Source organism: Arthrobacter sp. yr096 (genome assembly GCF_900108925.1).
Lineage (GTDB): Bacteria > Actinomycetota > Actinomycetes > Actinomycetales > Micrococcaceae > Arthrobacter.
The window spans coordinates 262,979-281,480 of the sequence record NZ_FNYI01000002.1; the positions used below are offsets into that span (position 1 = coordinate 262,979).

At 63.1% G+C, this 18,502-nt stretch carries 19 protein-coding genes; 10 read left to right on the top strand and 9 right to left on the bottom strand.

Features of this window, described 5'->3' with window-relative positions:
* Positions 1 to 936 carry a lipid II:glycine glycyltransferase FemX gene (locus BMY91_RS05940; protein WP_090819806.1) on the top strand — a complete coding sequence of 312 codons (936 nt, stop codon included), beginning with the start codon at positions 1 to 3 and terminating at the stop codon, positions 934 to 936.
* Positions 937 to 1,213: 277 nt separating this feature from the next.
* Here BMY91_RS05940 and glpX read toward each other — a convergent pair whose 3' ends face one another.
* Entirely contained in the window at positions 1,214 to 2,236 is a 1,023-nt protein-coding gene (gene glpX / locus BMY91_RS05945) for a class II fructose-bisphosphatase (protein ID WP_011774031.1), read from the bottom strand.
* Positions 2,237 to 2,435: 199 nt separating this feature from the next.
* Between glpX and BMY91_RS05950 the strand changes: the two genes are divergently transcribed.
* From BMY91_RS05950 to BMY91_RS05970, 5 genes are all read left to right on the top strand, one after another.
* Positions 2,436 to 3,137, top strand: coding sequence for a DUF4245 domain-containing protein (locus BMY91_RS05950; RefSeq protein WP_256212615.1), 702 nt, complete (start codon positions 2,436 to 2,438; stop codon positions 3,135 to 3,137).
* Positions 3,138 to 3,206: 69 nt separating this feature from the next.
* The gene (locus tag BMY91_RS05955) at positions 3,207 to 3,821 is read left to right on the top strand and encodes a carbonic anhydrase (protein ID WP_090819809.1); all 615 of its coding nucleotides are present in this window, start codon (positions 3,207 to 3,209) and stop codon (positions 3,819 to 3,821) included.
* Between the two features lie 87 nt (positions 3,822 to 3,908).
* Complete coding sequence (locus tag BMY91_RS05960) at positions 3,909 to 5,336, top strand: class II fumarate hydratase (RefSeq protein ID WP_090819812.1); 1,428 nt, start codon at positions 3,909 to 3,911, stop codon at positions 5,334 to 5,336.
* Between the two features lie 142 nt (positions 5,337 to 5,478).
* Complete coding sequence (locus BMY91_RS05965) at positions 5,479 to 6,165, top strand: TetR/AcrR family transcriptional regulator (RefSeq protein WP_090820660.1); 687 nt, start codon at positions 5,479 to 5,481, stop codon at positions 6,163 to 6,165.
* On the top strand, positions 6,162 to 7,829 hold the full coding sequence (locus BMY91_RS05970) for an MDR family MFS transporter (RefSeq protein ID WP_090819815.1): 1,668 nt from the start codon (positions 6,162 to 6,164) through the stop codon (positions 7,827 to 7,829). The genes BMY91_RS05965 and BMY91_RS05970 overlap by 4 nt, the downstream gene beginning before the upstream one ends.
* Here the strand turns inward: BMY91_RS05970 and BMY91_RS05975 are convergent, their stop codons facing one another.
* The 3 genes from BMY91_RS05975 to BMY91_RS05985 form a co-directional block, all read right to left on the bottom strand.
* Positions 7,830 to 8,306, bottom strand: coding sequence for an NUDIX hydrolase (locus BMY91_RS05975; RefSeq protein ID WP_090819819.1), 477 nt, complete (start codon positions 8,304 to 8,306; stop codon positions 7,830 to 7,832).
* Between the two features lie 2 nt (positions 8,307 to 8,308).
* Positions 8,309 to 8,809: an META domain-containing protein gene (locus BMY91_RS05980; protein ID WP_090819822.1), complete on the bottom strand. Its 501-nt coding sequence runs from the start codon at positions 8,807 to 8,809 to the stop codon at positions 8,309 to 8,311.
* 124 nt (positions 8,810 to 8,933) lie between these two features.
* Complete coding sequence (locus BMY91_RS05985; protein WP_090819826.1) at positions 8,934 to 9,479, bottom strand: prepilin peptidase; 546 nt, start codon at positions 9,477 to 9,479, stop codon at positions 8,934 to 8,936.
* A 61-nt stretch (positions 9,480 to 9,540) separates the two neighbouring features.
* On the opposite strand from BMY91_RS05985, the gene BMY91_RS05990 reads away from it, so the two are divergent.
* Both BMY91_RS05990 and BMY91_RS05995 read left to right on the top strand, forming a co-directional pair.
* Complete coding sequence (locus tag BMY91_RS05990) at positions 9,541 to 10,302, top strand: hypothetical protein (RefSeq protein ID WP_090819828.1); 762 nt, start codon at positions 9,541 to 9,543, stop codon at positions 10,300 to 10,302.
* Between the two features lie 71 nt (positions 10,303 to 10,373).
* A complete protein-coding gene (locus BMY91_RS05995; RefSeq protein WP_090819831.1) occupies positions 10,374 to 11,039 on the top strand; it encodes a GNAT family N-acetyltransferase in 666 nt (221 codons plus the stop codon).
* Positions 11,040 to 11,144: 105 nt separating this feature from the next.
* Here BMY91_RS05995 and BMY91_RS06000 read toward each other — a convergent pair whose 3' ends face one another.
* A complete protein-coding gene (locus tag BMY91_RS06000) occupies positions 11,145 to 12,734 on the bottom strand; it encodes a PhoH family protein (RefSeq protein ID WP_371261020.1) in 1,590 nt (529 codons plus the stop codon).
* 43 nt (positions 12,735 to 12,777) lie between these two features.
* Positions 12,778 to 13,539: an isoprenyl transferase gene (locus BMY91_RS06005; protein ID WP_090819837.1), complete on the bottom strand. Its 762-nt coding sequence runs from the start codon at positions 13,537 to 13,539 to the stop codon at positions 12,778 to 12,780.
* A gap of 153 nt (positions 13,540 to 13,692) precedes the next feature.
* Between BMY91_RS06005 and BMY91_RS06010 the strand changes: the two genes are divergently transcribed.
* Positions 13,693 to 14,334: a PAQR family membrane homeostasis protein TrhA gene (locus BMY91_RS06010; RefSeq protein ID WP_090819840.1), complete on the top strand. Its 642-nt coding sequence runs from the start codon at positions 13,693 to 13,695 to the stop codon at positions 14,332 to 14,334.
* 28 nt (positions 14,335 to 14,362) lie between these two features.
* Here the strand turns inward: BMY91_RS06010 and BMY91_RS06015 are convergent, their stop codons facing one another.
* The 3 genes from BMY91_RS06015 to mca form a co-directional block, all read right to left on the bottom strand.
* Entirely contained in the window at positions 14,363 to 16,558 is a 2,196-nt protein-coding gene (locus tag BMY91_RS06015; protein ID WP_090819844.1) for a thioredoxin domain-containing protein, read from the bottom strand.
* Positions 16,536 to 16,826, bottom strand: a complete 291-nt coding sequence (locus BMY91_RS06020) for a hypothetical protein (RefSeq protein WP_090820662.1) — start codon at positions 16,824 to 16,826, stop codon at positions 16,536 to 16,538. The genes BMY91_RS06015 and BMY91_RS06020 overlap by 23 nt, the downstream gene beginning before the upstream one ends.
* Positions 16,827 to 16,931: 105 nt before the next feature.
* Positions 16,932 to 17,837 carry a mycothiol conjugate amidase Mca gene (gene mca, locus BMY91_RS06025; RefSeq protein ID WP_090819847.1) on the bottom strand — a complete coding sequence of 302 codons (906 nt, stop codon included), beginning with the start codon at positions 17,835 to 17,837 and terminating at the stop codon, positions 16,932 to 16,934.
* A 74-nt stretch (positions 17,838 to 17,911) separates the two neighbouring features.
* Between mca and BMY91_RS06030 the strand changes: the two genes are divergently transcribed.
* Complete coding sequence (locus BMY91_RS06030; protein WP_090819850.1) at positions 17,912 to 18,370, top strand: DUF4307 domain-containing protein; 459 nt, start codon at positions 17,912 to 17,914, stop codon at positions 18,368 to 18,370.
* Positions 18,371 to 18,502: the final 132 nt, after the last annotated feature.

Here is an 18,502-nt window from a genome sequence, read left to right on the forward strand (position 1 = left end):
ATGGAGTTTTTCCTGCAAACGCCCGCGTGGGCCGCTGTCCAGCGCTCTTTGGGCCGCCGCGTCCATGAACAGTCCGGCCCGGGCTGGAGTTTCCTTGCCATTGAGGAGAAAAACCCGGCGGGCAAGGTCATCTACGCACCCTACGGTCCGGTAGCCGAATCCGTAGAGGCTTTCGACGCCGCTACGGCTGCCTTGGTGTCTTTGGCGAAAGCGGAACGCGCAGTCTTCGTCCGCATGGAGCCGGCCGCGGCGGGCTTCACAGCGTCCGACGCCGGTCCCCTCCTGCGCGCGCGTGGCTTGCGACCAGCTCCGGTCAACCAGCAACCCGAGCTCAGCTGGGTGGTGGACCTGGACGGCGATTTCAAGGATGTCCTGGCCGGGATGAAGCCGACCAACCGCAACTTGTACAGGAACATCCATAAGAAGGGCGTGACCTTCCGCGCTTCCCAGGATCCTGCCGATATCTCGGTGCTCCTGAATTTCCTGCACCTGACCGCAGCGCGCAACGGGTTCAAGCCACAAAGCGACGAGTACCTCACCCAAGTAGCAGCCTCCCTGCTGCCCTCCGGTGCCGGAACGCTCTTCATTGCCGAACGTGAGGGCGAGCCGATCGCTGCCGCCTTCGCCTACGATTCCGCGGACACCCGTGTGTACGCCCACGCAGCCCTGGATGACACCCACCGGAAGCTCAGCGCGGGAATCCCCCTCCTGGTGACCCTGATGGCTGACGCCAAGGAAAAGGGCCTCAAGCACGTGGATCTTTGGGGCGTGGCGCCCGAGGACCAGCCTGATCACAAATGGGCGGGTTTCACGGCCTTCAAGAAGTCCTTCGGAGGCCGCGAGGTCTCCTACCCGGGCACCTGGGACCTCCCGGTGAACAAACTCCGCTACGGCGCCTACCAATTGGCGAGAAGCCTCCGGGACAAGCTCCGCTGATTCCCCACCGCTCCCGACACCCGTACCGCCAACACCGACTTTGAGCCCGCCGAGGCCCCGACACGCCGTGAATCACGGCGTGTCGGCAGGGTTCCAGCGTCAAAGTGAGTGAGGACGGAACACCCCCTCGCTCTGCCCTACCCACAACAGCGCGAAGCCGAACTTGGCAGGACACAGAGAAGGACGGCGAGTCTCGCGAAAGCGGCATCAAATCGACGAGGTACGAGGAGATAGCCGCCGAGCGATGCCCGCCGTCCTTCTGTTAGCTGCGTAGGGGTTACGGCTTGCGCGCGTACGTCTCCCACTTGGACGCGTGGTGTTCAGCCTCAACGAATCGCACAGTCCCTGACTTGGAGCGCATCACGATGGACTGCGTCATGACGCGGTCCTTCTGGTAGCGCACGCCGTGGAGCAGGTCACCGTCGGTGATGCCCGTTGCTGCGAAGTAGCAGTTGTCCGAGGTGACGAGGTCGTTGGTGGAGAGGACGCGGTCGAGGTCGTGTCCGGCGTCGATGGCCTTCTGCTTCTCTTCGTCCGACGTCGGCCACAGGCGGCCCTGGATGACGCCGCCGAGGGACTTGATGGCACAGGCCGCGACGATGCCTTCCGGTGTGCCGCCGATACCCATGAGGGCGTCCACACCGGTGCCGGAGCGGGCTGCTGCGATGGCGCCGGCCACGTCACCATCCATGATGAACTTGGTGCGGGCACCGGCTTCGCGGATTTCCTCCACCAGGGGGCGGTGACGGTCGCGGTCCAGGATCATGACGTTGAGCTGGTTGACCTTGACGCCCTTTGCCTTGGCAATGAGGTGCAGGTTCTGCTTGACGGGCAGGCGCAGGTCCACCATGTCGGCAGCTTCGGGGCCGGTGACGAGCTTCTCCATGTAGAAGACGGCCGAGGGATCGAACATGGAGCCACGCTCAGCCACAGCCAGCACAGCGAGGGCGTTGTTGATGCCGAGGGCGGTCAGGCGGGTTCCGTCGATGGGGTCGACGGCGACGTCGCACTCGGGACCGGTGCCGTCGCCAACCTGCTCACCGTTGAACAGCATGGGGGCTTCATCTTTTTCGCCTTCACCGATGACCACGACGCCGTTGAAGTGGACGGTGTGAAGGAACGAACGCATGGCATCGACGGCGGCGCCATCGGCCTTGTTTTTGTCACCGAATCCTACCCAGTGGCCACCGGCAATTGCCGCGGCCTCGGTGACACGGACGAGTTCAAGCGCAAGGTTGCGGTCGGGTTCGTCGATGCCGACGGCGAGCGACGGCGAAATCGTGGAATACTGCTGGGTCATTGGTGCAGGAGACACTTGAACCTCTTCTTCGAGTGACGATTCACGGGACCGGACATGGTTGCACGGGGCAACCCGGGGTTCCTCTATAACGATCATAGTCGCCGCACCGTCCGCGAGTCGTTGGATGACCACCTGCCGCAATACCGGTGGTGAGGTTGCAGGATGTGTGTTCCCTGCCGGGATAAGGGATCATGGTGTGGTGAGTGAAACGCAGGACAAGCCCGCAGCGGAGAACCAGTCAGAAGCTGCAGCGGCCAACCAGACCGGTACCCAGCCCCCCGTGAATGCCCCTTTTAAACCCGTCATTGCGGCGAAAGCTGCCAAGCGGGCCAATGCTTCGGTCATCGGCATGGTCATCGCGTTGCTGGTCTGTGTGCTGGCGTTCCTGCCCATCGTCTTGATGAACCCTGCGCCCAAGGGCGAAGGTTTCAGGCCGAACGTGGATGTGGCTGCCATCGCCCGCAACGCCACAGGTGTGGCAGGATTCACACCCGTCACTCCGGATACCGGCGACACATTCAAGCCGAACTACGCACGATGGGAGTCCGGTACGGGTTCAGGCGTACCCACGTGGGAAATCGGATTCCTGACGCCTAAAGAGGCCTTCATCGGCCTGACGCAGACCAACCAGGCCAACCCCACCTGGGTTTTGCAGCAGACGGGCAACCTCCCCGTCACAGGAACACGCAATGCCGGTGGCCAGGACTGGGAACTTCGGGACTCCGGCAAGGAAAAGCGCAGCATGGTCCTTGAATACCGTGGGACCACCCTCATCCTGAGCGGCACGGCAAGCCTTGATGAATTCGCAACGCTCGCCGCCGCCGTCGTTAAGTCCGCAGATCAGGCGCCGCTCCCCTCGGGTTCAGCCAGTGCATCCGCTTCGGCCCAGCCGTCCAGCTAGCCCAGCCGTCCGCCTCACCCGGCGCAACAGTTTCACAGACTGCATCCTCTGCGACGTAAAGTAAGGCTCGTGCCTACTTACCTGACTCCAGCCCTGGCGTGGCGCCGTCTCCGCGAGGGTAACGAACGTTTTGTCTCCGGCGAATCCCTGCACCCCAACCAGGATGCTTCGCGACGATCCTCCCTCATTGAGAACCAGAATCCCTTTGCCGTGATCTTCGGCTGCTCGGATTCCCGTCTCGCTGCGGAAATTATCTTCGACCTCGGACTGGGCGATGCCTTCGTGGTCCGGACCGCCGGCCAGGTCATTGACGATGCCGTTCTTGGCTCCCTCGAGTACAGCATCAGCGAACTTCGTGTTCCGTTGATCGTCATCCTGGGCCATGACAGCTGTGGTGCCGTGAAGGCCACCAAGGCCGCTGTTGAAACCGGCGAGATGCCTCCCGGCTTCATCCGCGACCTCGTCGAGCGCATTACACCGTCGGTATTGACGGCCAAGCGCAATGACCAGGACGACGTCAACGACATGGTGGTGGAGCACGTCAAGCAAACTGCGGCCCGCCTGGCTGACAGCTCGCGTGTGATTTCCGACGCCATCGACGACGGCCGCGTTGCTGTCATCGGCCTGTCCTACAAGCTCGATGAGGGCCGCGCAGCCCTCGTTTCCGGGATCGGCAAGCTCTAGGAGGCCGTGCTCCGGCCCCAGCGCCGGAGCACGTAGCACTCCCCTTCGGGTTTTCTGTGCGGCGCCCAATCGCCATAAGCTAGCCCCATGACTTCCACCACTGAGTTCCGTATTGAACATGACACGATGGGCGAAGTTCGCGTCCCCGTGAACGCCCTGTACCGCGCCCAGACGCAGCGTGCTGTGGAGAACTTCCCGATCTCCGGCAAGACGCTTGAGCGCACCCACATCGAGGCCCTTGCCCGCGTCAAGAAGGCAGCCGCACTGGCGAACGCCGAACTGGGGGTGCTCGATGGCGAGCTCGCCGAGGCCATCGCCGCTGCTGCCGATGAGGTTGCCACCGGCAAGTACGACGGCGACTTCCCGATTGACGTCTTCCAGACCGGCTCGGGTACGTCCTCCAACATGAACACCAACGAGGTCATCGCAGAGCTCGCATCGCGCGCCCTGGCCGCTGCCGGGAGTGACAAAGTTGTCCACCCGAATGACCACGTGAACGCTTCGCAGTCCTCCAACGACGTCTTCCCCACGTCCGTTCACGTTGCCGCCACCTCGGCCCTGATCAACGATTTGATCCCGGCGCTGGAGTACTTGGCTGCATCCCTGGACCGCAAGGCTGTGGAGTTCAAGGACGTCGTCAAGTCCGGCCGCACGCACCTCATGGATGCCACCCCCGTCATGCTGGGCCAGGAGTTTGGTGGCTACGCTGCCCAGGTCCGCTACGGCATCGAGCGCATCAATGCCTCCCTCCCCCGCGTCGCTGAGGTCCCCCTCGGCGGCACCGCCGTGGGCACGGGCATCAACACTCCGGCCGGGTTCCCGGAGCGCGTCATCGAGCTCCTCGCCGCGGACACCGGCCTGCCCCTCACCGAAGCGCGCGACCACTTCGAGGCACAGGCAAACCGCGACGGCCTGATCGAGGGCTCCAGCCAGCTGCGCAACATCGCAATCTCGTTCATGAAGATCAACAACGACCTCCGCTGGATGGGTTCGGGCCCCAACACGGGCCTGGGCGAAATTGCCATTCCGGATCTCCAGCCGGGCTCGTCCATCATGCCGGGCAAGGTCAACCCGGTTATCTGCGAAGCCTCGATCATGGCCTGCGCCCAGGTCATCGGCAACGACACCACCATCGCCTGGTCCGGCACCAACGGCGCGTTCGAACTGAACGTCGGCATCCCCGTCATGGCCGCCAACCTTCTTGAGTCCATCCGCCTGCTGGCCAACACCAGCCGCGTCATGGCCGACAAGATGATCGACGGCATCACCGCCAACGTGGAGCGCGCCCGCTTCCTGGCCGAGGCTTCCCCGTCCATCGTGACGCCGCTGAACAAGTACATCGGTTACGAAAACGCAGCAAAGATCGCCAAGATCGCCGTCAAGGAGGGCCTGACCATCCGCCAGGCCACCGAGAAGCTCGGCTTCGTCGGTGAAGGCGAAGGCCAGGTTTCCGAGGCCGATCTGGACAAGGCCCTGGACGTCACCACCATGACATCCCCGGCCCACAAGGCCTGACCTCTGGTCTAAAACTTAGAGCACGACGACGGCCGGTACCTTTCGCAGGAAAGGTACCGGCCGTCGTCGTACCCGGAACTATGAGCAACGGCACATTGCTATCTTTTTGCACTTTCCAGTTGAGAGTGCAAAACTTTACTTTGTGAGTAATAGTGCAAATATCGACGGCGGCCTCCGCGAGCGCAAGCGGGCTGCCACGCGGACGGCGATTACCGCCGTCGCGCGTTCCATGACCGCTGCGCATGGCCTTAGCGGTTTCACGGTTGAGGAGGTCTGCGAAGCGGCAGGGATTTCACGCCGGACCTTCTTCAACTACTTCCACTCCAAGGAAGACGCCGTCATCGGCTCGTTTTCGGACGAGTTGCCGGAAGAGGCGCTGGAAGCCTTCACCCGGAATCCTTCCCGCACACCGGACAGCATCTCCCATACGCTCCTGGCAGCATTGCATGTGCTCACTGTGACGCTGATGGAGCGTTCATCCATCAGCCGCACCGAGGTCCGGCAGTTCATAGCGGCCATCACGGCGGAACCACAACTACTGGCACGACTCACCCTTGAAGGGGAGGCCCGCGAACGCCAGTTCGCAGGGCTCGTGGCCACCCGCGAGGGCCTGGATCCGGAGCACCCTGAAGTCCTGACGGCGACTGTGTTGTTCGGGGCTGTCTCCAAGAAAACGGCACAGCAGTTCTTCTCCGAGGACAACACCCGCCCGTACCGCGGGATTCTGGAGCAGAACCTCAACGCCGCACGCAAACTCTTCGCCCAGCCGTTGGCCACGAACCATCAGCTGGGACCCAACCCCCTTGAAACCTCGAAGGACCCCGCATGAGTACACTCTCGAAGGCAGCTGAACCATTGCTGCTGACCCAGAAACGTATCTGGATCATCTTCTCGGCGCTGATCGCAGGCATGCTCCTGTCCAGCCTCGACCAAACCATCGTCTCCACCGCCATGCCCACCATCGTGGGCAAGCTGGGCGGCGTGGAGCACCAAGCCTGGATCACCACGGCCTACCTTCTGGCCACCACCATCGTGATGCCGATTTACGGCAAGTTCGGTGACATCCTGGGCCGGCGCAATCTGTTCCTAGTGGCCATCGCGCTCTTTACGCTCGCCTCCGTGGGTTGCGCGTTCGCCACCGATTTCTGGGGCTTCGTGATTTTCCGGGCCATCCAGGGCCTGGGCGGCGGTGGTCTCATGATCTTGTCGCAGGCAATCATCGCGGACATCGTTCCAGCCAAGGAGCGCGGCAAGTACATGGGCCCCCTGGGCGCCATCTTTGGCCTGTCCGCAGTGGCCGGGCCCCTGCTGGGTGGTTTCTTCGTTGACCATCTCACCTGGGAATGGGCCTTCTACATCAACATCCCCATCGGCATCGCCGCATTCATCACAGCCTGGTTCACCCTGACACTGCCGAACAAGAAGGCCGAGAAGAAGATCGACATCCTTGGTGTCCTGTTCCTCTCCGCTGCCACCACGTGCCTCATCTTCTTCACTGACTTTGGTGGCAAGAAGGACGAGGGCTGGGATTCGCCCCTCACGTGGGCCTTTGGTGCCGGCATGGTCCTGGCGGCCTTCGCCTTCGTGATGGTGGAACGGCGTGCCGAGGACCCCATCATTCCGCTGAGCCTGTTCAAGAACCCCATCTTCATCAACGCAACAGCCATCGGCTTCACGCTGGGCCTGGGCATGTTCGCTGCCATCGCCTTCGTTCCCACGTTCCTGCAGATGTCTTCCGGCACTTCCGCAGCTGAGTCCGGCTTGCTGATGCTGCCCATGATGGTTGGCCTGATGGGCACGTCCATCTACTCCGGTATCCGCATCTCCAAGACCGGCAAGTACAAGATGTTCCCCATCCTGGGTGCTGCCTTGACCATCGCTGCGATGCTCTGGCTGACCACCCTCGCAGCCTCCACCCCCATTTGGGTGATCTGCGTGCAGCTCTTCATCTTCGGCGCCGGTTTGGGCCTCATCATGCAGGTCATCGTCCTGGTGGTGCAGAACTCAGTCCCCGCTGACCAGATAGGTACGGCAACAAGTACCAACAACTACTTCCGCGAGGTAGGTGCATCATTGGGTGTCGCCGTCTTCGGTGCCATCTTCACAAACCGCCTGGCGGAGTCATTGACCGATGCCTTCACCGGAGCCGGCGCCTCTGCTGAACAAGCTTCCCAGTCCACCAGCACACTGGACCCCCAGGCCCTGGCCCAGTTGCCTGAACAGTTGCGCGACGCGATCGTCAACGCCTACGCCAACTCCTTGGCGCCAGTCTTCTGGTACTTGGTGCCCTTCATTGCCATCGCCTTGATCCTGGCTATCACCCTGAAGCAGATCCCGCTGTCCGATACCGCCGGGATGGTGGCACGTGGCGAGGCTGTGGGTGGCGAGGAAGCCGAACGGCTTGAGGCTGAGCGTTCAGAAATGGCGCAGCTGGTATCCGACGCCGAGGACCTCGACAAAGATCGTCCAACCGCTGACGCGGGACGTCCGTAGCTAGTCCTCCAGCTGGTATGCCACGGGGCCTTCGGGCTCCGTGGCAAGCCTGATGGCCTCAAGATTTCCGGCACTCATGTCCGGCAGGTCATCCAAGGCAAACCACCCTACGGCCAGTGATTCGTCGTCGTTCACCGTGGCTTCTCCCGATACGTACCTGCAGCGGAACGTGATGTCCAGGAAGTCGCACACGTCGCCGTTGGGGAAGGTCACCGGACCCACAACTCCGACGCCGATGATCCGCTCCGTTTCGGCCACCACCGCAGTTTCCTCAAAGATTTCCCGTACCAGCCCGGGCGCTGGGTGTTCGCCGGGCTCCAGCATTCCGGTGATGAGGGTCCAGTGACCGTTGTCGGCGCGTTGGCCCAGCAATACCCTGCCGTCGTCGTCGAAGACCACGCCCCGCACGGCAGGAAGCCACAGGGGGTCGTTACCGATCTTTTCCCGCAGTTTGAGCACAAAATCCGGTGCACCCATGGTCAGTTTTCCTTCAGTTCAATCGTTGCGTGTGAGTTGCTCAAGATGAGGGTATCGCCGTCGAGCTTCCACTGAACGGGCTGCTCGAAGAGCTTCTCCGTCCAGGCCTGGTAGCTGCCCGTTGGCTCCTCGCAGCCGCGGTCGGTGGCCGTCCGCCAGCCCGGCGTCAGGATGTCACCGCTGACCGAAACTTCCACCTGTAGATAGTTGCAGGGTGTCCCAACGTTCAAGATCCACTCTCCGTCGGCACGCGTCGAACTCACCTTTAGCGGATGCGTGCCGAGCCACGCTACATCTCCTGCAGCATCGCTCCCCCGCACGGAAGTGAACTTGGAGCAGCCCAGCGGAGTCCCGCAGGACATGACCGGTTGCTGGGCGGTGTTCGACGTGATGTCTGACGGCGCCGGCACGGAGGTGCCGCTGCCTGCCTGCGCGCATCCGTTCAGCAGGACGGTGCTGGCTGTGAGCACTCCCATGATGACCGTTATCCCGATCCGCTGCATCGCAACCTCTCCCGGCACCCTCAGGCTCGTCAGAACACTTCTGGGCCAAGCATGCCGCACCGCGGTGAACAGCGAGAATACGGGGAGCGTTGCAATTTGGCCGCAGTTGGTCCTGCAGAGGGAGCTACGCGGGCAGGAAGACCATCGCGGTCGCGGCGCCTGCCAACATGAACGGGCCGAACGGGATGGCCGAGCCTAACGTGCCTCTCCGGGCCACCAAGATGGCCAGGCTCCACAGTCCACCCAGCAGGAAGGCCGCGAACGTCCCTGCGAAAAGATGTCCCCAGCCCAGGTAGCCCAGGTACAGTCCCAACACTCCGGCGAGCTTGACGTCCCCGAATCCCATCCCCGGCGGGTAAATGAACCTCAGCACAAAGTAGAACAGCCAAAGGACTGCGCCTCCTGCAAGGACACCCAGGCCAGGAATGCCGAACAATGCGGCGCCAACCGGGGCAGCGGCATCAGCAAAAAACCCCACCAGCGCCGCGGCCAGAAGGAGCACCCCGGCCACCGCATACGACGGGAACACGATGCGGTTGGGCAGCAGGTGGCTCCGGACGTCGATGACCGTGAGACGGACCGCCATCACCAGAAAGTACAGGCACGCGGCCACCACCAGCCAGAAGCCCAGCGGGCTGGCATCCCAAAGGTCGGAGAGTCGTCGGATCACTCTCGGATGCTATCCCGCTTTGGCCGCCTAACCTGCTTGAAGGCGTAGGTAAACTGTGGATATGGGGCGCTACAGTGCAGGAGGACCGGCTTTCGACTTGTCCTCCACATTCCGGAATCTTTGCCGTTCTTCACCATGGAAATGGACGAGTCTCCGCTTCGAGTACCTTGAGCGGCCAGGGACTGGCGCCAGCATGGTACGCGCATGGCTTCGCCGACCGGGAGCGCTCCGCCTGGAAACACCGGACGGCCAGTTGCTGCACAGCACCACCGGTATCAACGACTCCCGGGACGATCTGTACGTCAGTGCCACACGGCGTTCGTGGTTGCTTCCGGCGCACTTGGTAACCCCGGTCTATGACGATGCCGGCCTGGTCCGCCGACGCCCGGAGGCGGCCTACGGGGAGCCTTCCTTCGGCAACGGCCGGCTGGCTGCGGCATTGGATCCGGTGGAACTCGCCGGCAACGCACCTGTGCCTTTGGAATTCCCGGATACCAACCGCGTGTTCCTGGAGCAGCCCCGGGAAGTTGACCATGAAGGCCGCCTTGCCTTGGAAACGATCGTCACGCCCAGCCGAACATACGTTGCCTCTGATCCGGCAGAGCCTCTGGCCCATCCCGGCAGGACCCTCATCAGGATCGACGCCGGTACTGGAGTTTGCGTCGCCAGCCAGAGTCTCGATGGGGACTCGTCCGGCAAAGGCCACTGGCTCAAGATCCTGGGCGTTGACGAGTACATGCTGGACGACCTTTTCCTGGCCGATTCCATGAACCTGACGGACGTCCGCCGCCACATCTCCTGGGATATAGGCCCGGCCGCCTAGCACGAGGCCACAGACGCGCTGGGACCGGCCTGTGACTCGCCTGAACCCAGCCTCCGGGCTAAGCTACGGCGATGACATCGCTGGCAGAAATCTGGCCCCCGTTCGGACTCACCCTCACCACCCCGAGGTTGACCATCCGTCCCATTCTTGACGCCGACATCCCGGCCGCCGTGGCCGCAGCCCGTTCCGGGGTCCATGAGCCGGGGAAGAGCCCGTTCAGCACGCCGTGGACAGAGTTGCCGGAGGACGAGCTGGCTCCCAACATGGCCCAGTGGTACTGGCGCTGCCGGGCGAACTTCACGCCTGAATCCTGGACGCTGCTGTTGGCCATATGGCATCACGACGAGTTCCTGGGAGTCCAGGACATCGCGGCCAAGAACTTCCAGACGCTCAAGACAGTCGGGACGGGCTCGTGGCTCAAGCAGTCCGCACAAGGCCAGGGCTTCGGCAAGGAGATGCGCGCCGCCGTCGTGAGTTACGCCTTCGATTACCTGAACGCTGAGGTGGCCGAATCCGAAGCGGCCGTCTGGAACCGGCAATCCCTGGGCGTCTCCACCAGCCTGGGCTACGAACCAAACGGCATCTTCCGCGACGGCTGGGGCGGTACCGTCCAAGACGTCCAAAAAGTCCGCCTCACCCCCACCACCTTCAAACGCCCGGACTGGACCCTCCAAGTCCAAGGCCACGAAGCCTTTTCCTCCTACCTCGGAATCGGGCACCTTCCGGCGGGTGACTGAAAGGCGAAGGCCAGGCATCCGGCAGCGTGCGTCAAAAGCGAGGAACGAGCTAGCACGCAGAGGATGTCTGGCCTTCGCCTTTGGGCGGGCAGGGCGTCGACGGAGTTAGATTTCAGCCCCTTCGAGCAACTCTGTCACCAGGGCAGCAATCGGCGATCGCTCGGACCGGGTCAGGGTGATGTGCCCAAAGAGCGGGTGTCCCTTGAGTGTCTCCACCACTGCCGCGACGCCGTCGTGCCGCCCCACCCGGAGGTTGTCGCGCTGTGCAACATCGTGGGTGAGGACGATCTTGGAGTTCTGTCCGATGCGGCTCATGACGGTCAGCAGGACGTTCTTCTCGAGGGACTGGGCTTCGTCCACAATCACGAACGCGTCGTGCAGCGACCGTCCGCGGATATGGGTCAGAGGCAGGACTTCGAGCATGCCCCGGTCCATGACTTCTTCCACGACTTCCTGGCTTACCAGCGCACCCAATGTGTCAAAGACTGCCTGCGCCCAGGGGTTCATTTTTTCGGATTCGGATCCGGGGAGGTAGCCGAGTTCCTGGCCGCCGACGGCGTACAGAGGACGGAAGACCACCACTTTGCGGTGTTCGCGCCGTTCCAGGACGGCTTCGAGGCCTGCGCAGAGGGCCAGTGCGGATTTGCCCGTGCCCGCACGGCCGCCGATCGAGACGATGCCGACGGACGGGTCCATGAGCATATCGATGGCTAGCCGCTGTTCGGCAGAACGTCCGTGGAGTCCGAAGACGTCCCGATCGCCCTTGACCAAGCGGACCTGCTTGTCAGCCCCTACCCGGCCCAGCGCGGAACCGCGGTTGGAGAGGAGCACCAGCCCTGTGTTGACGGGAAGTTCAGCGGCCGCAGGGATGAACACTGGTTCATGGCCGTACAGGGTGGTGATTTCGTCGTCGTTGGCTTCCACCTCGGCCATGCCGGTCCAGCCGGAGTCCTTAACCAGTTCGTTGCGGTACTCGTCAGCCTGCAACCCCATGGCAGATGCTTTGACACGCATGGGGAGGTCTTTGGAGACGACCGTGACGTTGTGGCCCTCGTTTGCCAGGTTCTTTGCAACGGCCAGGATCCGGCTGTCGTTATCGCCTCCGCGGAATCCGGCGGGCAGGACTTCCGGTGAGATGTGGTTCATTTCCACCCGGAGGATTCCGCCGTCCTTTCCGATGGGGATGGAATGGTCCAAACCGCCGTGTTCAATCCTCAGGTCGTCCAGGAGCCGCAGTGCTTTCCGGGCGAAGTAGCCCAGTTCGGGGTCGTGGCGTTTTCCTTCCAGTTCGCTGATGACAACGATGGGGACAATGACCTCGTGCTCGGCGAAGCGCAACAACGCGTGGGGATCGGACAGCAGGACGGACGTATCAATCACGTAGCTGCGGCCTGTGGCGGACGTTGAGGTCCGGCCTTTTTGTGAGACCCGCTTGGTGCGAGAGGTAGCTGCACTTTCCCCGTCGGAAACCATTGCGGGCAGTTGCTCAGAAATAGCCACATCGACTCCAGCCCCGGGCAGTTCGCCCGGCCTAATGGTGAAGCGGCTCGGCCGGAAGGCCGGGCGTGGCCTCCCATGTAACTGGTGCGATAGTTCGCTCCATGTACTGGCCTCCCCGATCAGCGGGCGGTTTTGCCTGCTGATGGGATTAACGTAATCCCCGGCACATTCATTTCCGCAATCCGTCGTCGGCAAGTCGTATGTCCGGATCGTTAAATTTTGATGAACCGGAGCGCTTCTAGGTTCCGTACCGGCGCTGGCGTCCGGCGTAATCCCTGAGCGCCCGCAGGAAATCGACTTTCCGGAAGGCGGGCCACAGGGCTTCGCAGAAGTAGAACTCGCTGTAGGCGCTTTGCCACATGAGGAAGCCCGAGAGCCTCTGCTCGCCTGAGGTCCGGATGACGAGGTCGGGATCCGGCTGGCCCCGGGTATAGAGGAAACGCGAGATGTCGTCCACCGAAAGTTCATCTGCGACGTCGGACATGGTGCGCCCTTTGTCCACGGCGTCGTGCAGGAGTTCCCGCACGGCGTCGACGATTTCGCGCCGGCCACCATAGCCCACCGCAACGTTCACGTGGATCTTTTCGTGGACCGGGGTGCGCGCAGTGAGTTTGTTGAGCCGGTCGGCAAGGTAATCGGGAAGGAGCTCGGGTGCGCCCATGGCGTGGACTGAGACATCCTCGTCTTCGTCCAGGCGGTCCATGGTGTTGGCGATGATGCCCATGAGCAGGTCCAGCTCCTCACCGGAGCGGTTCATGTTGTCCGTGGAGAGCATGTAGAGCGTCACTACTTTGACGCCGAGCTCCTGGCACCAGCCGAGGAATTCGTGGATTTTGTCGGCGCCGGCCTGATGTCCCTGGCTGGTGGGGGCATTGAACTGCCGGGCCCACCGACGGTTGCCGTCCACCATGACGCCGATGTGCCGTGGGATCTGGTCCTGCTTGAGGGAGCGCAGGAGTTTGCGCTCGTAAAAGCCATAGAGGAAACCGGGCAGCTCCACCGGACTCTCACCTGACTTCCTTGCTTGATACGACGACGGCGCACATCCAAGGCTACCTTCCCAAGCTGTCGAGCCGGTGCAGTAGGCGGTCAAATTCCCACGGATGCTTGTTACCGCTCAGTAACTTACCGGAACGTAGGTTATTCTTGAACCATGGCCGAGCTCCTTGAAACCAAGCCCCTCTGGCGCGGATGGATCCACGCTGTTGCCGCTCCTTTCGCACTCGCTGCAGGCATTGTCCTGGTCACAGTTGCCCCCACCACAGACCGCAAAATCACCTCTGCCATCTACGCCTTGACAGGTTTCCTCCTGTTCGGGGTAAGCGCCGTTTACCATCGTGGAAACTGGTCCCCCAAGGTCCGGATGCTGCTCAAACGCCTGGACCACACCAACATCATGCTGGTGATCGCCGGCAGCTACACGCCCTTGGCCTGGTCCCTTTTGGACCGGTCCTCGGCCATCACCCTGTTATGGCTCATTTGGTCTGGTGCCATCCTTGGCGTGCTGTTCCGGCTGCTCTGGACGCATGCACCACGCTGGCTGTACGTCCCGGTCTACATCGCCTTGGGCTGCGGCGCGTTGTTCTACCTGCCCCAGTTCTTCGCCGCCAACGCTCCCGCTGCGATCCTCATCTGCGTCGGCGGCGCCCTGTACATCGCAGGCGCAGTGTTCTATGCCCTTAAGAAGCCAAACTTCAGTGTTCAGCACTTCGGCTTCCACGAGCTGTTCCATGCGTTCACCGTGCTCGCCTTCGCGGCACACTTCATAGCGATCATGATGGCGGTCCTGAGCTAGCTGTACCTGCCCGAGCTCACTGGTTCGGCTAAAAGCCGCCAGAGGCCATGGCCGATAATTGGGACAGCACCTCAGCCACATCACCCAACGGCCGCTCACACACCATGCCCCGGCACAGGTAGACCTGCGGTGATCCGTCCGGCGAACCTGACCTGTGGAGCAGCAGCGGTACCTCTCTTTCCGCGGCCGGGGACCCGCCGTCGTCGGTTTGCAGGGCCACCACCAGCCCAGGGCTGGGCGATGCCAACAGGGCCTTGTGCAGCGCGTTGCGCGCAGGCGAATCGGGTCCAACTACAGCAGCCTCCACGGGACCGGCAAGGGCCGCTTGGGCCGTGGCCAGGAGCCAGCCTGCGACGCGGGGCGCACGTGTGGCGAGCGGCGGAAGCAAGCCGAGAATGTTACCGGCCATGAGTCTATGCTCGTGCGATCCCGAGTAGGCGGAGTACGTCAGCAATGCCCCGGCGAACGCGGCAGCACCGCTCGGCGTGGCATTGTCGAACGGGTCCAGAGCTGCATGTTGGCCCTGCGCGTTGAAGACCTGGGCGGATTCCCCTGCCGAGTCGGCCAACTGCCCGTTGTCCACAAAGTGCGTGCAGGCGACACGAATGAGCTCTTCGGCCAGCCGATACCAACGCTTGGTACCCGTCACTGCGTACAGCGCCAGCAGGCCATCGGCGCAGAATGCGTAGTCCTCCAGCAGGCCGCCGATGCCGCGGGCCCGCGAGTCGTGCGAAACCCGGATGAGCACGTGTGAACCCTGGTCCCAGTGGACGTCCTTGAGATACCCGGCCACCTCTTCCGCAGCCCCCACCAAGTCCGGTCGATCCAGGACAGCCCCGGCCTCAGCAAGGGCGGCCACCGCAATGCCGTTCCAACCAGCCACCACTTTGTGATCCCTTGCCGGCAGGCTTCGGAGGTTGCGGGCCGCACTAAGAATGGGGCGGACCCGGGCCCACAGCGTAGCTTCGGCGTCCGTCAACGTCCGCGCAGGATGCAACGGCGACCCGAGCTCCGAGACCGTCCCTTCAGAACGGATATTCATCATGCCGGCTACTGCCCCAGCATCTTCGGGGCCGAGTGCTTCCACCAACGATTCCGGGGTCCACAGGTACGTGGCGCCCTCGTGATGCACGCCTTCGACCACGGAATCGGCATCCAGGGAGGAGGCCAGACCACCGCTGTGGAGCCGCAACGAGTCCACCATCCAGTCCGCGCACCTGGACGCCACAGCGGCGGCCTCACCGGCAGGGAAGACCACGTTGCCGCCGAGCCGCACCCAGTGGGTGTAGACGCGCAGCAGCTGCGCATTGTCGTACAGCATTTTTTCGAAGTGGGGCACAGACCAGTCAGCCGTCACCGAATAGCGGGCGAATCCGCCGTCGAGCTGGTCACACAGCGCCGAACGCGCCATGCCCGCCAGCGCACGCCCTGCCATGTCCCGCGCGGCGTCAGCCGTCTGGGACGGCGCGGCAGCGTGACGGATGAGGAACTCAAGAACGGCCGACGGCGGGAACTTGGGGGCGGCGCCGAACCCACCGGCGTCGGGGTCTTCGGAGCGGGCAAGAAGCGCAACCGCGTCCGGCAGGAGGTTCGCGTCCAACAGCTCCGGCGGGCCGTCAAGCCTGACCGCCCCTGACAGCTGCGCAGCGCCCATGCTGGCCGCCAGTCCCCTGGCGTTGTGCTCCACACCTGCCCGGCGCTCCACCCAGGCCTCGTGAACAGCTTCCAGAACATTGCGGAAGGACGGCCGGCCAGGCAAGGGAATCGGCGGAAAGTACGTTCCCGCATGGAAAGCAAGACCATCGGGCGTCAGGAAAACGGACATTGGCCAGCCGCCCTCGCCACTGATCGCCTGCGTGGCGGCCATATACACCGAGTCCACGTCCGGGCGTTCCTCGCGGTCCACCTTGACCGGGACAAAATGTGCATTCAGGTAGTCCGCGGTCTCCTGGTCCTGAAAAGATTCGTGGGCCATGACATGGCACCAGTGGCACGCAGCGTAGCCAATGGACAGAAAAACGCGAACGTCCCGCTCAGCGGCGAAGCCAAAGGCCTCATCACCGAAGGGACGCCAAAAGACAGGGTTGTCAGCGTGTTGCCGCAGATACGCGGACGGCTCCGAACCCAGGGCGTTGCTTGCCCCGGGCCAATCGCCTGAACTGGCCGGGTTGGGAATGCCGGCCGAGTTGGGAGTGCCGGGCTCAGCGGGTTCCGGAACCCGCATCGTCGTTCTCGTCCGGGGTACCGCCTGCACCGGCAGGTTCCCCCGACTCCGCCGCCAGGCGGGCTTCCTCCACCTGCGCCCGGTACCGGACCCGGCGGATGCGGCGAACCATGTCCACGATCAGGAAGGTGGTCAGAATGACGATGAAGGCCGTGAGGACGAAACCCCACGTACCGGGCGTCACCTGGTCCTCGGACAGGCCGGGCCGCAGCGTGCCCGTGGGATCAGGCGACGGGGTGACGGTCAGGGCGAGAATCAAGTGGTGCACGTTCAAACCTTCTATGGGAGCTGATGCGTGCCGATTGGCAGCGCGTAGCCGGAAGCTGGTTGGCCGCCGGGCAATTTCTACGAGCGATAGAAACTGTCGGCGTTCCTATCTTATCCCTGCGAAGAGGTCCTTCTCCGGCAGCTCGGACTGGACCAAGGACTTGACCAGCGTGTAGTCCTCCCAGGGCCACGCTGTCCGCTGCAGGTCCGGCGAGACGGCGAAGAAGAACCCCAGTGGATCGATCTGCGTCCGGTGTGCCCGGAGGGCGTCGTCCCGCGCTTCGAAGAAGTCGCCGCAATCCACCTGGGTAGTTGTCTGATGTGCGGGCACAGGCGGCGTGTGACCCTCCGCGTCGGCCTCCAGCCACGCCGCAAGCCGTTCAGCATAGGGAGACTGCAGGCCGGCGTCCTCCAGCGCAAAGTGCAGCGCACGGAAGCGTTCCGGGCTGAAGGCACGGTCGTAGTACAGCTTGCTGGGAGCCCACGGCTCCCCCATCCCGGGGTAGCGCCCGGCATCACCGGCAGCCTCGAACGCCTCAACGGCCACCTTGTGGGCCATGATGTGGTCCGGGTGCGGGTAACCGCCGTTTTCGTCGTAGCTGAGGATCACATGGGGCTTGAAATGCCGGACCAGTCGCACCAAGGGAGCCGTGGCGCGCTCCAGTGGCTGCAGCGCGAAGCAACCCGGCGGCAGCGGCGGGAGGGGATCTCCTTCTGGAAGACCCGAGTCGACGAAGCCGAGCCAGCGCTGTTGGATGCCCAGGACCGCAGCCGCGTTCGCCATCTCTGAGCGCCTGGCCCCGGCCATATCGCGTTTGGGATGCGGCGCGTCTTCCATGGCGGGATTCTGAATATCACCGCGTGATCCATCCGTGCACGTGGCGACCATCACGTCGACTCCCGCGGCGGCGTACATCGCCATGGTTGCGGCACCCTTGCTGGACTCATCATCCGGGTGGGCGTGGACGGCGAGCAGCCGCAGCTGCTGCTCGGAACTGCTGGACGCTGTCACGTGACGGCTCCTCTTTCGTGTATCAAGCTCTGGGGGCGGTGATGGGGCGCCGGGATCGGCACTAAACTGGACGGGTGACTTCAGAGGACCTTTCGGCCACCCAAGTACCGGCAAGCACCAGCCTAGCCAATCGCTACGGCGGTCAAAAGCGCGCCATGACCCGCAAAACCAAGCGGAACATCATCATCGCTGCCCTGGTCATCGGGATTGCCTTCGCTGCCTACGTGGCAACGGGGTCCGCGCAAGCTCCGGTCACGTTCAAGGACATCGGCTACAGCACGGTTGACGACACCCAGGCTGAAGTGGACTACCAAGTCACCAAAAACCCCGGGGCTACCGCCAAATGCGCCATCAAGGCCCTGGATTCCAAGTTCGCTGTTGTGGGTTGGAAGGTTGTGGAGATCGGGCCGAACGATCCCCAGGACGACCCCGACGGCGGCCGGACCACCGTTCAGCGCACAGTACTTCGGACCGAGTCGCCCTCCGTCTCCGGGGTCGTGGACGGCTGCTGGATAGTGGACAGCGGTAAATAACAATCGTGTGACCCACGACTCAACCGGTTTGGGTTCGTCCAAAGGATTTACTACAATGGATGAAACCTTCACCCCGTTAAGTTGGTTACTGAGTTTTACGAGTGGCCACCTCGGCGGGGTCTTTTGCATTGT

Bases quoted from the DNA above. Each gene is read 5' to 3' on its own strand.
- BMY91_RS05940 (WP_090819806.1), top strand. From the start codon at position 1: ATGGAGTTTTTCCTGCAAACGCCCGCGTGGGCCGCTGTCCAGCGCTCT.
- glpX (WP_011774031.1), bottom strand. From the start codon at position 2,236: ATGACCCAGCAGTATTCCACGATTTCGCCGTCGCTCGCCGTCGGCATC.
- BMY91_RS05960 (WP_090819812.1), top strand. From the start codon at position 3,909: ATGACTTCCACCACTGAGTTCCGTATTGAACATGACACGATGGGCGAA.
- BMY91_RS05970 (WP_090819815.1), top strand. From the start codon at position 6,162: ATGAGTACACTCTCGAAGGCAGCTGAACCATTGCTGCTGACCCAGAAA.
- BMY91_RS05975 (WP_090819819.1), bottom strand. From the start codon at position 8,306: ATGGGTGCACCGGATTTTGTGCTCAAACTGCGGGAAAAGATCGGTAAC.
- BMY91_RS05980 (WP_090819822.1), bottom strand. From the start codon at position 8,809: ATGCAGCGGATCGGGATAACGGTCATCATGGGAGTGCTCACAGCCAGC.
- BMY91_RS05990 (WP_090819828.1), top strand. From the start codon at position 9,541: ATGGGGCGCTACAGTGCAGGAGGACCGGCTTTCGACTTGTCCTCCACA.
- BMY91_RS05995 (WP_090819831.1), top strand. From the start codon at position 10,374: ATGACATCGCTGGCAGAAATCTGGCCCCCGTTCGGACTCACCCTCACC.
- BMY91_RS06010 (WP_090819840.1), top strand. From the start codon at position 13,693: ATGGCCGAGCTCCTTGAAACCAAGCCCCTCTGGCGCGGATGGATCCAC.
- BMY91_RS06015 (WP_090819844.1), bottom strand. From the start codon at position 16,558: ATGCGGGTTCCGGAACCCGCTGAGCCCGGCACTCCCAACTCGGCCGGC.